This is a genomic window from Halorhabdus rudnickae (genome assembly GCF_900880625.1).
In the GTDB taxonomy this organism is placed as follows: Archaea; Halobacteriota; Halobacteria; order Halobacteriales; family Haloarculaceae; genus Halorhabdus; species Halorhabdus rudnickae.
This window is the reverse complement of the sequence record NZ_CAAHFB010000004.1, coordinates 1-13049: the sequence shown is the minus strand read 5'-3', so window position 1 is coordinate 13049 and position 13049 is coordinate 1. Positions and strand designations below refer to the sequence as shown.

General features: G+C 59.5%; 8 protein-coding genes and 3 pseudogenes. 3 read left to right on the top strand and 8 right to left on the bottom strand.

Annotated features, from left to right (window positions below):
- Window positions 1–308: 308 nt before the first annotated feature.
- Window positions 309–2498, bottom strand: coding sequence for an elongation factor EF-2 (locus BN2694_RS12255; RefSeq protein WP_135665911.1), 2190 nt, complete (start codon window positions 2496–2498; stop codon window positions 309–311).
- A gap of 355 nt (window positions 2499–2853) precedes the next feature.
- Between BN2694_RS12255 and BN2694_RS12250 the strand changes: the two genes are divergently transcribed.
- Both BN2694_RS12250 and BN2694_RS12245 read left to right on the top strand, forming a co-directional pair.
- Window positions 2854–3603: a DUF5781 family protein gene (locus tag BN2694_RS12250; RefSeq protein WP_135665909.1), complete on the top strand. Its 750-nt coding sequence runs from the start codon at window positions 2854–2856 to the stop codon at window positions 3601–3603.
- 365 nt (window positions 3604–3968) lie between these two features.
- The gene (locus tag BN2694_RS12245; protein WP_135665907.1) at window positions 3969–6197 is read left to right on the top strand and encodes a vWA domain-containing protein; all 2229 of its coding nucleotides are present in this window, start codon (window positions 3969–3971) and stop codon (window positions 6195–6197) included.
- A 41-nt stretch (window positions 6198–6238) separates the two neighbouring features.
- On the opposite strand, the gene BN2694_RS12240 is transcribed toward BN2694_RS12245, so the two are convergent.
- The 6 genes and pseudogenes from BN2694_RS12240 to BN2694_RS12215 form a co-directional block, all read right to left on the bottom strand.
- The gene (locus BN2694_RS12240; protein WP_135665905.1) at window positions 6239–7048 is read right to left on the bottom strand and encodes a DUF7289 family protein; all 810 of its coding nucleotides are present in this window, start codon (window positions 7046–7048) and stop codon (window positions 6239–6241) included.
- 1 nt (window position 7049) lies between these two features.
- Window positions 7050–8306: a PKD domain-containing protein gene (locus BN2694_RS12235; protein ID WP_135665903.1), complete on the bottom strand. Its 1257-nt coding sequence runs from the start codon at window positions 8304–8306 to the stop codon at window positions 7050–7052.
- Between the two features lie 47 nt (window positions 8307–8353).
- Window positions 8354–9343, bottom strand: a complete 990-nt coding sequence (locus BN2694_RS12230) for a DUF7261 family protein (RefSeq protein ID WP_135665901.1) — start codon at window positions 9341–9343, stop codon at window positions 8354–8356.
- Window positions 9337–10005, bottom strand: coding sequence for a DUF7288 family protein (locus tag BN2694_RS12225; RefSeq protein WP_135665899.1), 669 nt, complete (start codon window positions 10003–10005; stop codon window positions 9337–9339). The genes BN2694_RS12230 and BN2694_RS12225 overlap by 7 nt, the downstream gene beginning before the upstream one ends.
- A 1-nt stretch (window position 10006) precedes the next feature.
- Entirely contained in the window at window positions 10007–10501 is a 495-nt protein-coding gene (locus BN2694_RS12220) for a DUF7287 family protein (protein WP_135665897.1), read from the bottom strand.
- A 2-nt stretch (window positions 10502–10503) separates the two neighbouring features.
- A pseudogene (locus BN2694_RS12215) lies at window positions 10504–12036 on the bottom strand (type II secretion system F family protein); the annotation flags it as partial.
- 89 nt (window positions 12037–12125) lie between these two features.
- On the opposite strand from BN2694_RS12215, the pseudogene BN2694_RS12210 reads away from it, so the two are divergent.
- Window positions 12126–12905: pseudogene (locus tag BN2694_RS12210) on the top strand (ISH6 family transposase); the annotation flags it as partial.
- Here BN2694_RS12210 and BN2694_RS12205 read toward each other — a convergent pair.
- Window positions 12896–13049, bottom strand: a pseudogene (locus BN2694_RS12205) (ISH6 family transposase); the annotation flags it as partial. The pseudogenes BN2694_RS12210 and BN2694_RS12205 overlap by 10 nt on opposite strands.

Below are 13049 nucleotides of genomic sequence, written 5' to 3'. Positions count from 1 at the left end.
AAACAGTCGAGACAGGAGCGAGACTAATATCGGCTTTCAGCGTAGTGAACGAGATGGCTGTCGTCGAGCGTACGACGGCGCTTGCGCCGTCGTTTCACCGTCAGAGCAGAGCTCTGACGGGCTCTCGTTCGCTGTCGCTCCACGGGTCGCTTCGCTCCCCGCTCCGCATCGAGGGCTCCCGTTGGTCGCCCTCGCTTCGCTCACGAGAACACTGCGAGCGAGTCAGTGACTCGCTCGCAGATGTTTTTGGTCCAGCTTTTTGCGAAGAGGGTCGCCGTCGGCGACCCTCTGAAGTAAAAAGGTGGTCTCTAGAAGTAATCGATCGCTTCGGGCAGCTCGGTCTTCATGCCCTTGCGCTCGCGAATCTCGGTGATCTTCTCGGGCTGGAGGTTGTCGGCCATGACGCGGAAGCCGGCGTTCTCGGTGTTCCAGGAGGCACGCCCCTCGGTTGCGCTCCGGATGTCCGAGGAGAAACCGATCATCTCCTCGACGGGCGCGATGCCCTCGACGACCATCAGGTCGCCTTCCTGGTACATGTCGTCGACGCGGCCACGCCGGCCCTGGACCTCGCCACTCGCGGCGCCCATGTGCTCGTTGGGGACGTCGATACGGACATCCTGAATCGGTTCGAGCAGGCGGATCTCGCCGTCGATCAAGGCGTTGTGCAGCGCCTGGCGAACGGCGGGGATGACCTGCGCCGGGCCGCGGTGGATGGCGTCCTCGTGGAGCCGGGCGTCGTGGAGCCGAATGAGCGAACCCTGGACCGGCTCAGCTGCGAGCGGACCGTCGTTGAGCGCTTCCTCGAACCCTTCGAGAACGAGTTCCATCGTCTCGTTCAAGTGCTGGATCCCCTTCGTGTCGTCGATGATGACGTTCGTCCCGTGGATGTGCTCGACGTTCTGGGACGTGTCCTTGTCCATGCCAGCTTCCTGGAGCGCTTCACGGCGCTCGAGTTCGGGCATGTCCATGGAGGCCTCGCCGAGCTGGATCGCGTCGACGATGTCCTCTTCGAGGGGTTCGACCGTGATGTAGAAGCGGTTGTGACGGTTCGGCGAGATCCCTTCGACCTCGCGGCTGGACTCCTGGGGAGCCTCCCGGAAGACGACGATCGGTTCGCCGGTCGTGATCGGGATACCCTGGTTGCGCTCGATGCGCTGGGTGACGACTTCAAGGTGGAGTTCGCCCTGCCCGGAGATGAGGTGCTCGCCGGTGTCTTCGTTGATCTCGATCTCGATGGTCGGGTCCTCTTTGGAGACCTGCTGGAGCGTCTCGATGAGTTTGGGCAGGTCGTCCATGCGCTGGGCCTCGACGCTCTTGGTGATGACCGGCTCGGAGATGTGCTCGATCGACTCGAATGGCGTCATCTCGAGGCTCGAAACCGTCGAGCCCGCAATGGCGTCTTTCAGGCCAGTGACGGCAGCGATATTGCCAGCCGGGACCTCCTCAACTTCCTCGCGCTCGCCCCCCATGTAGACCCCGACGCTCTGGACACGGTTCTTGCCTGCCGTCCCGGAGACGTACAGTTCTTGACCCTCCTCGATGGTGCCGGAGAAGACACGACCCGCCGCGACCTCGCCGGCATGGGGGTCGACGCCGATGTCGGTGACCATCAGGACAACGTCGCCGTCCTCGTCGACCAGTTGCATCTGCTCGGCGACCTCGCTATCGGCGTCGCCACGCCAGATGCGGGGAATACGACGGGGCTGGGCGTCGATAGGGTTCGGGAAGTGCTCACATACCATGTCGAGGACGACATCCGCCAGGGGCGTCCGCTCGTGAAGTTCCTGGCGGTTGTCGTTGCGCTCAAGTTCCATGATCTCGCCGAAGTCCATCCCGGTGCGCTGCATCGAGGGCATCGAGACGCCCCACTTGTACAGTGCCGACCCGAAGCCGACGGTCCCCTCCTCGACGGAGACTGTCCAGTCGTCCTCGATGTCGTCCATCTCCTCAGTCATCCCGCGGATGAGCTCGTTGACGTCCTGAATGACGCCTAGGAGTCGCTCTTGCATCTCCTCGGCCCCTTCCTGAAGCTCGGAGATGAGGCGGTCGACTTTGTTGATGAACAGCGTGGGCTTGACGCCCTCCCGTAGCGCCTGTCGGAGGACGGTCTCGGTCTGGGGCATCGCGCCCTCGACGGCGTCGACGACCACCAAGGCGCCGTCGACGGCTCGCATCGCGCGAGTAACGTCCCCGCCGAAGTCGACGTGGCCCGGTGTGTCGATAAGGTTGATGAGGTGGTTGGTCCCCTCGTATTCGTGAGTCATCGAGACGTTCGCCGCGTCGATGGTGATCCCACGTTCCTGTTCGTCTTCCTCCGTGTCCATGGCGAGTTGCTCCCCGGCAGTCTCGTCGGAGATCATACCCGCGCCGGCCAGAAGGTTGTCAGTCAGCGTCGTCTTCCCGTGATCGACGTGAGCAGCGATGGCGATGTTCCGGATGTTCTCCGGCTTGTCCATCAGTGTCTCACACTCCTGTACGATCTTCTTGCGTCGGCCCATGATATGCGATTCTACCGGCAGGCGCGGTAAAAGGGTAGTGTTTCGCCGTGAGCGTGCCATTCGCACTCGAACGGCGAGGCTGGAAAGAGAGCGACTGGAGAGGAGCGATCTTTCGGTGTTTCCGCGTGAGTGCGCCACTCAGGCGCACGAACGCGGACGCTCGTCAGCGAACGGGCAAAGCGAGTGAACTGAAGGTGTTTCGCCGTGAGCGTGGCAGTTACACACGAGAGAGCAGCGTCTCAGAGCGTCACTGATCGGTGTTCGTTGTTGACGTCCGAGCCGGGACCGAACGGCCAGAGGGAGAACCGCCGGGACCCCAAGAGTCATACGCTACAATCGATTGTGAATAACCCACATGGAGTTGCAGGTCGGCGGTTCCGGCCCGGCCGCACCGTTTCTCGGGGCGCGAGACCTCTTCGAGACCGAATACGACCTCGATCGTCCGGTAACTGTCGAGATCCGGCGCGATCCGGACGAGCGAACCCGTGTCAGTCACGACGACGACCGCCACACGCTGGTCGTCTCCCGGCGGGTGGCCACCAGCGCGATGGCACGGGAGTTTGCACTCCACGAGTTCGCGCATATGCATCACACTGAAGAAGGCCATCCCTCACATACACTCCCAACAGAAGAGGCGATTTTTCTGGCACTCTCCGGACGGAGCGTCGAGCGCCGGACGGTCGCACAGTGTTACCAGATCGCTAATCACGCCCGCGACGTCTACGCGGACGACGTCTGGATGGACCTTGCGCCCGCCGCCAAGCTGGTGGACTTCCTGGAGGCCAGTCTCGCCGCTGCGGTGGCAGATCGTCCCGACGACCCGATAGGCTGGGACCGCATCACGGGTGGGGCCGACCCGGATATTACGGCGGTCAATGCCGCGTTCGCGCTGGCACTGGTCGAGCGACACGACCTCGTCGAGACCGGCCACCGGCTGTACGATCTTGCCCACGCCGCCGCCACCGACGCGCCCCATCTCGGAGTTGACGAGTTTCGTCGCCGATTTCGGTCACTCGACCGTGACCCGTCCGAAAGCGAGTTTCGCGGGGCTCTAGTCGACCTCACACGAACGTATGCGACTCGGACGTCCCAGCTCGCAGACTGAGTTCGATCACCGAAGGACATATTCGATCAACACACCCGATTGCGTCCGCCTCGATCATGCCAGCACAAAGAAGAACACTGCCAGCAGCGATATTGCCGTCCGACGTTCGCGACCGTCAAGACATCGTTTCGGCGGAGAAATAGTCGGAATACTAGGGTGTCATAGAACCGTTCACAAGCCGGTTGGTTTCACGACCGAAGGGCGTGAATCTCTTGGTCAGTACCCGTGCTTATCTTTCACCAGGAGCCGTTTCAGACCAGTACATGAAAATAGCGTTACCGAGGAGGAGACAGCCGAACGCCAGATGAAACACACCCTCCGGAATACATTTATACCGTATCACGGAAAAGATAGGACTAGTAACGATGAGATCCAGGGGATTGACTGCGGTTGCCGGCACCGACAGGGGCGTCTCGGAGTTGGTAGGGTACGTGTTGTTAGTTGGAATCGTTATCGCCGGGGCACTGGCGATCATGGTATTCGCAACACCGTTGATGAACGACAGTCAGGATCAACAGGTGGACGAAACGTCGGAATTCGCCATGGAAGAAGTCGATGCGCGCCTTACATCACTCGCGGCCTCCGGCGGATCGGCCGCGACCGAGTTTCGACTCCTCGAGAACGAACAGCAGACTCACAACGAGCCGGAACTAGTGGCAAACAAAGGCCATATAAACGTCACTATCAACAAGAATAGTACCTGTTCGGTGAACACGTCTCTGGATTCGATCCGTATCGAGACAGAGACGGACGATACCCTGGTCTACGAGGCCGGTGGTGTCTGGCGACAGTCGAGTGAGGGGGGCGTGGTCGCGGTCACCCCGCCGACGCTCAGCATCCAGAATGGTCACGTCGATCTCTCTCTGACGAACCTGACCGGCAGTGTCTCGGGTGGGAGTACTGAAGCGCTATTGAACGCGACGACATCGAACCAGGACACCCGGAACGCGATCCAAACGCTGTACCAGGGGAACTGCAAGCGCCCGGACAACGTCACGGTCGAAATAAAGAGCAATCTCTACGAGGGCTGGGCCGAACACCTAGAGGACACGGGCGGATATACCTCTCTGACTGTCGACGAAAATAACGAGACGACGACGGCCTTCCTCGCCCAAAGTGCGCTGCCGCCCGAAACCAACGACGCGGTGAACAACGTCGTCAACCTGACGAACGCGAGCTACATGAGCAACGTGACGGTCTCCCAGAGCGGGATTGCCGTCAGCAAAAACGCCAGCAACAACTACACGGTCTACGTCGAGCCGGTGGCCGACGATATCAATATCGGGACGGTGCGAAACATCTCTGCATCTGGCAACGTGACCCGCGATCCGGTGGACGTGATGTTTGTGGTCGACGAGTCAGGGTCGATGGGAAATCCAGCGGCAGGCTCAAGCAAGGACAAGTACCAAGTCGCACGGGGCGCGATGCAGAACTTCACGACGTATTTGACTCCGGCCTACGACCGAGCCGGTCTGGTCGGCTTTAAAAAGATATCGTCTGGATGGACTAATAGGTTTGTTGCAAACGTCTATCGGACGAATGACTATAGATTGAGCGGTAATCTGACGAAATTCAATTCGACAGTAAACAAAACCAAACATTCTGGAGGGACGTTCACCGCGATCGGCATGAAACGGGCGCACTCAATTTTGAGCCTAGAGTCGAACGAAACCCGGGACAAGTACATCATTATGCTGTCTGACGGAAAGAACACAGGCACTCAAGAGATCTACGTCGGAGATACCAGATACACTGACCCGGACCCGGCAACTGAACGGATCGCCACGCTGGCTAACAGATCTAGGACGACGGTACATACGATCGGATTCGCGGACAACGCCGGTGATCTGAACGAGGCATTCCTCAACCAGACAGCAACAAACGGCGGGGGGAAATACTACTACGCCAAAAACGCGAGTGAGCTCGAAAAGGCGTTCGAACGGATCGCTAAGCGCGTCTCCAGTACCCAGCAGATCGGACGAACGCCGTTCTCGACAAATATCTCAGCGAACGGGTCGATACAGACGCCCCAGATTACCGGGAACGTCTCCAACATCGCCAACGTGACGAAGATGAACAAGACGTTCCTGAACGTCAACGACCCAACCGCGCCCTCAACGTTCAGTCACGCGTTCTCTATCTCGGACGGAGGAAACGTGAACTTCAGCGCGACGGTGTACGGCTGTGACCAGTGGGTCACGACGGGACAGAAACAGACTACCAACGGCAGTAACTACCCGGTGACACGCTGTAAGACGATGAACCCCTCGAAGAACACGACCGTCTCGGGAAGCGATGTCACTGTCTACACGAACGCCAACTCGACGGCGTTCACCACCATGCTCGGCAACACGAGGACGGCCGACTGGCAAGCGAATCTGACCGACCTCGTCGTCAACCGGTCGCTCTATAACGCGACGACGGATCAACTCAGCCTCGACAGCAACCAGGCGCTGGTGCTCTATGATTTCCCCGACGGGAAAAACAGCGACAATAAAATGTTGGTTCTCTATACGATCGGGGAGAGCGATGAGATGCGACCAGCCAACGTCGTCGACATCTCCATCAGTAATATCGAACTAGAGCAGGAGTAGCGACGGGGCCAACCACCGTTGGCCCGAACGTTTGTTCGCGATCAGTTCGACAGGCTGACCGAGATGTTCGTCTGTCGGACGTAGACGCGTTCGAGACTCCCACCACACTGGATCGTCGTCCCCGAAGCGTTCCAGTTCTCGGCGTTGTCGAAGTGGTCCGTCCACGGTCCTTCGCGCGGCGAGGTCATCTCTACGGTCACGTTCGCGGCGTTAGTGGCGTTATCACCCGTCCGATTCACCGGATAGACGAGTCGAGTATCGGAATGGCTGGCGGTGATCGACACCTCCCCTCCGCTGATCTTGCCGGCCTGGGTCCGTTCTTCGAGAGTGACGAACGACAGCACAGCGACATCGTCACTGCAAACGAACTTGGGTTCGGTGGTCATGACGCCACCCTGTGACTCCTGGCGATACGTCGCCCCGTTCTCGTAGGAGATGCGTGTCGATCCCTGTGAGTAGACGAGTGCGTTGAGATCGAGCAACTCACTATGGAGTCGCCCACCACTCGAATTGAAGACGGTCACGTTCGCTACCGATCCTTTCTCGACTTCGATAGATCCGCCCGAGAGGTCCATCGCTTCGGATCGAGTCACCGCGTCACCCTCCTCGATGCTCTCAAGTGACCCCCCGACAATCTCCATCGCCTGTTCCGCGTTGTCGAGTTGCTGGGCGTCCCGGAAGTCAGTGAGTTGCCCGAACCCGAGCGTCGCGATGAGCGTGACCGACACGAGCACGATCCCGAACGTCAGCGAGAAGCCGACGAGTTCCGAGACGGCACGAGTGTCTTGGCCGAGCCACTGTCGATCCGCCATACTGTCCCGGTCAGCCGGCCACGACGATATCCCGGACATCTCAGGGGCCCTCCGTGATCAACGTCCGGTAAGACGTATCGTCGCTCCAGTACCGGAGACCGACCGTTATCGGGTATAGATCCTCTCCGTCCTCCAGGCCCTGAATACGGATGGTAGCCGTATCACCGGAATTTATCGTGATAGGAGTTTCGAGAGGGATTATAACACCGTCTTCCTTGTTGGAGAAATCAATTTCTGCATCTTGCCCGTGCAAGCTTCCTGTATCAATCTTAAGTTCAGGACGATCGATAGGAAATCCGAAAGGAGGCGAGTCTTTCGCTTCCATCGAGTCAACATGCTCAGGGTCAATGCTGATGTGCGAAAGGGTAACGTCCTCCGAGGACCAATCATTCGTCACGGTAAAGCTAAGACACTGACCGGTATCCGGACACGAGCCAGATTTGTCTTCCGCCATGTCATCGTTGTACACCAGCCCGGACACGGAGATCGTGCGGGTCTTGTTCCCGACGCCACCCTCGTCGTCGACGGTTCTGAGCTTGATCTGATGGGTACCGGGCGACAGCCCGCTCGTGCGATTGTAGATCTGACCGGACGAAGCGTTCGCCCCGTCGACGTACCAGTAATAGTCAGTGATCGATCCGTCCGGATCGCGACTCGGCGAGGCATCGAACTCGATACTGTCACTGCTGTCAGGGAATGTTGGGTCGAACGTGAACTCGGCAATCGGCAGCCGATTGAGTGGGTTAATGGCCGCCCTCCCCGACTGAGCGACGTTGGATCCGACCCCCATCTGTAGCGTATGATCGATCGGAACCACGTCCGATCGCGTCGCAGCACCGCCCACCCGGACGGCCCGCAGAGTGAACGTCGTCGAGTCCAATCGCTCAATCGAGACGTGTACGTTCGAACCGTTCTGGACGGGGAACTCACGGACGAGGTTCCCACCGGGACGGGAGACCTTAACAACCAGGCAGGCGCTGGCGGCTACGCGACACGCGCTTGCGTCCTCAAGAGAGACGCCGTAGGAATTCGACAGCACCTGTGCCGGTTGGTTGACGCGGAGCGTCGCCTGCTGGCTGTCGGTACCGAGCTGTGCGGCCTCCTCCAGTTGACTCGCCAGTTCGGCCCCGATGGACTCGACCTGCTGGCGGGCGCCGACATCGCGCTTGTCTTCGAGGTACGCGTTCGCGGCGAAGATGAGCCCGAAGATCAGGACCGTCGTAATCGCGATCGACAGCGAGTGAGTGACCGGCGTGGATATTCCCCGATCATCGTCAGATAATCTGGTGGCATGCATCGGTACAGGCGCCGTAGCGGACGATGTTCGTTGTCGACGTTTCGATGTCATGTTTCCTCTCCGTAGACGGTAACGTTCCGCTGTTGGGCATATTGGGCTGTAGCGGACTGATACGTGAGATCGACCGAGCCGTTCCAGACGACCGGCGATCGACATAGCGGGACCGTGCTGGTTGCTCGACAGCGGTCGAAAGAGGTGAAACTCGCGTTCCACGTGCTGTCTGTGACAATCGAGTACTTCCCGGCGACGTTGTCACCACCCTCGAGGGATATGTCGTACTTCGGATCGAGATACTCCCCGATCCCGGTGAACGAACAATTCTCGCTCGATCCTGTACCCTCATAGAGGTCCAGAAGGATACGACCGCCGGTCGACGTACAGTTTACCGAGTCTAGGTTCGTCGACGAATTGTAGACGGCAAGCGAGAGGTTGTTCCCGTCGCCGCCGTCCGATCGATTCATCCGGAAGTTGAGGCCCTCACTACTACCGGACGTGTTGATCCACGCGTGGTCGGCAGTCGTGTTCCGAAGATTGACGTTCAGGAGGAACCAGCCAACGTCGGTCTCGTTACTGGGCGATATGACGGGCCAATTGGTACCAGGGGCCGTATGAGGGGACGTGAAGTTCCCGTCGCTCGGCTGGACGAGTCGCGTCCCGTTGTGGAACGTCGTGTTGTAGGAGACGTTCACGTACGCAGTCCCGGACATAGCGTGGGAACGACCCAGCACCTCGTTGTATCCGGCGATCGATTCCGTGACGTTCTCGTTGAGTTGGTCGACGGACCGATCGTGGGCCTCGTGGTTGACACGCAGCAGTACCGATCGGGTGGCCTTGCCGGCCTCGAAAGAGAACGCGTCGACACCATTGACCTCGGCCGAGACGCGTTCGGTCCCGGCGTTCTCCGTGAACAACACAGTGTTGACGACCATCGCAAGGACGACGACGACCAGCGCGATGACCAGCGCCCCAATGAGCAACAACTGGCCACGACGATCCGACGGGAGCGATCGCTCGCCCCCGAGTGGCCCGGTCACCATACGATCACCCGCACTTCTACGATATTGTACACTGGCCCGTCTACAGCGTTCGGAACCGGATAGTACCCACTTTTCCCGGGGACCGGATTCGTCGTCGAGCGCGTGTCGTACTGCCACAGTTCAGCCGTCCCGGCAGAAGGGCCAGTCAGTGTCATATTGTCGTATAGCACGACACGCTGGGACGCCACGACGGCGTCGCCCGATGGTGATCCTTGCGAGGCGATCGTGACCGTTCCAGTCCCGTTGGACGGACCGGATTTGAGATACGTCATCTCGACGTTGTACAGCCGCCCCCGCTCGGTGACACCCTCACGGAGCAGAGTACCGAGTGAGCCTGGGACTTCCGCCATGCCGTAGCCGATGTCCGGGTTCAGCGCCCCGGAGAACGTCCGGCGACTCTGGGACCAGTTCCGGACGAGCGACGAGAGATCGTTGTCCTCCGCTTGGGAGGCGATCAACAAGGCGTCGTCAGTCTGCTGGCGGATATTCTCGCGGAGTTCCGAATCGACTGCGCCACCAGTTTCGGGCATCACGACGACGATCTGGAGAGCATACCACACTGCGGTCAGGATCAGCAACGCACCGACCAACCCCTCCAGAGTAAACGCCTGTCCGCGATCCGTACAGCCCCCGTCCGTGCGGTGTGTCTGTTGTCGTCTCATGTTACCACGTCCTCACGACCATCCGGCAGGCCGGGTCACAGTTGCCCGACGTGACGTTTACGTGCACGATTCGAGTGGATATTGCGGTCTGATTCCGGGTGATGCCGTCGCCGACGGTTTCGAACTGTGCCGATCCGTTGAGCGCTTCAAGCGTGACGTTCAGTTGCGTCGGACGCGAAAGGTTGAACCGCGTCCTGACGTCCGACGTCGAGAGGGCGAACAGGTTCCTGGTCGCCGTCGTGTTGAGGTGGTTCGGCTGTTCCGGTACCGAGAGGTTCGAGACGATGGTCGAAGAGACCCGGTCAGCAGTCGCCTGCTTGTCGCGCCCAATGTCGGAGTGGAACGGACCGAGCAGCCCAGGGAACATCGAGAGAACGATGAAGATGCCGACGATGAAGATGCTGATCCCGAGGACGTAGTCCTGTAACGTCTGTCCGCGGTCTCCTCGGGGTCCGTGGCCCGTCTGCTGGCTCGCGTACTTTGGCATGTCTCGCATGCTCAACCCCCCGCGATGATCCACACCGCGAGCGACACCGTTAGCAGGCCGACCGCGAACTTCAATCCGGAGATGAGGTCGACGTTCCGGATGTAGCCGGCGATCACCGCCGAGAAGATCGCCTGCAGCGTCACGGCGTGGAAGAACAGCATCGACAGCATGTTCTCGCCGGGCATGTTCGACCCGAACGAACCCCCGGAACTAACGGACTCCCCGCCTGAGGCCTGTTCGGATAGCCCGGCCATCGTCCCGAAGAACTGCACCTTCAACATGGCGATGACGCCGAGCAACGTGAGGAACGTCATGACAATGATGACGACCTGCATCCGCGTCCGTGACTTGCGGTCGCGTTCGATGTCGTCCTGGTTCTCGCTGGCCTGAGCGGCCGTCGAGAGGACGTCCTGAATCTGATTCGAGGCCTCTTGGGCGTCACTGATGAGTTTCACCGTCCGGCTGAGTCGCGGGACGTGATACTTGTTGTTGAACTCCCTGAGTGCCTGTTTCAGACTCGTTCCGTACTGGACTTTCCGGTAGATGATCGAGAACTCATCGGCCAGCCGACCCGAGGACGTGTCGGCGACGATCCGCAGCGACTCGAGTAAGGTCATCCCCGTCTCGTTGGCACTCGAGAGTTTCCGCAAGTTCTCGGAGAGTTTCCCGACGACCGACTTGCGATACCGGACGTTCCACTCGTGGAAGATCGCGAGCGGAATGAAATTGAGATAGGCGGGCACGTACACCCAGAAGAACGTCCCCTGTAGCGGTGCCGCCTTCATATCCGCAATCGAGGTCGGTGCCCAGCCCGCAAGCACCGTGAGTAACAACGCGATCAGCGTCATCGGGATCGTCAGTGCGAGGACGTACAGTGGGTTGTTCCGGAAGAAAATGTGCGGGGCACGCACAATATCCATTGCCTGGTAGGACCCTTCCCGACTCTTGATCCGATCGAAGACGCTTCGATCGCCCGTGTACTCCTCGATCAGTCGCAGGTTGAGAACGCCTGAGTTTTCCTGGACGACGATGCCACGTTCGTCCGAATCCGGTCGGAGGTACCCGTCGCCGCTCTCGTCAGACGTGACCGTCGAGACCAGCACGAGGAACGCGACGTTGATGAGCGGGATCAACCCGTAGACGGTGATGTACATCAGCTGGGTGCTCGCGTTGCCCATCATACTCATCACGACGAGAATAATGATCAAAAGCAGGGGGAACAGCGACAGCGTCATGTACATCTCGCCGAACAACTCCAGCGTCTCGAGCATGCGCTCTTGGGCCTGCTTGCTCGTGCGCATGTACTTGTTCTTCTGATCCTCGAGGAACGACGTCATGTCCCCGCCGGAGTTGACGATCGAGAGCATGTCCGTCAGAAACTGGCTGAGTTCGTCGCTTGGGGTCTGGAGCGCCTGGTTGCGGATCGCCGTCCGGTAGTCGACATCGAAGTATTCAGTTTCGAGAACGATCGACTGGAACTCCTTTGCGACCTCGCCGTACGTGTCGTCAGCCTCGGCGATCGCCTGGAGGATGTCCAATTGATTGGTCGTGTCGCAAAGTCCTCTAGAGTTCAGTAGCAACTGGCTCCCGTGAGGAACGGGTCGCCTCTGGTGTCCAACCTGAGAGGTGACCCATGCACGCCACAATCGACGTGCGGTTGACTGTTAGCATCGACGACGACAAAACGATACCGCTGGCCGCGCTGGCTGAGTTCATCACTGACCAGAACGTCGAGTCAGTTCTTCTCGAAGGACTGGTCGAGAGCCTCGACGCGAGCCGCGTCGAGGCGCTCTGTGGCGAGAAACACGCTCACGGCAATGGTGATCAGCGATTCCAACGAGCTGGAACCGATACTCGCACAGCTGTCACAACCGCCGGTGAGCACGAGTTTTCTCTCCACTACGTCGAGGATACCGACGCTGACCACGACGAAGCCAGCTACTTCCGGCCCGTTGAAGATGTTCTCAGCTTCGACGGGCAAAACCGCTATCAGCAGGACATAGCCGCCAAGAGTGTCGATCTCGCTACCTCGCTCAGCTATCGTGATGCTGCTGACCACGGCGACGGCATCCTCTCGGAGATGCCGTCGCCGACCACTATCAACCGCCGCGCGAGAAAGTACGGCAGTAAGCTCAAGCAGTTCCTTCCCGACTGTGTCGCTGATACAGACGCTGATGCGGTTATTCCTGACGGCACGAAGTGTCACAGTCAAGACGACGACCGTTCGTACCACTCCGTCCAAGCCACGCTCGGCGAAGATACTGCAGAGGAGTCACGCTCCTTGCTGGATCTTTCGGTGAACGCTGATTGGGACGAGACAGCAGCTGACCTCAATGAGATCGACGCAGTCACTGACGACGCGACAGTCGTCAGTGACGCTGATGACGTGCGGTTGACTGTTAGCATCGACGACGACAAAACGACACTCTTGGCGGCTATGTCCTGCTGATAGCGGTTTTGCCCGTCGAAGCTGAGAACATCTTCAACGGGCCGGAAGTAGCTGGCTTCGTCGTGGTCAGCGTCGGTATCCTCGACGTAGTGGAGAGAAAACTCGTGC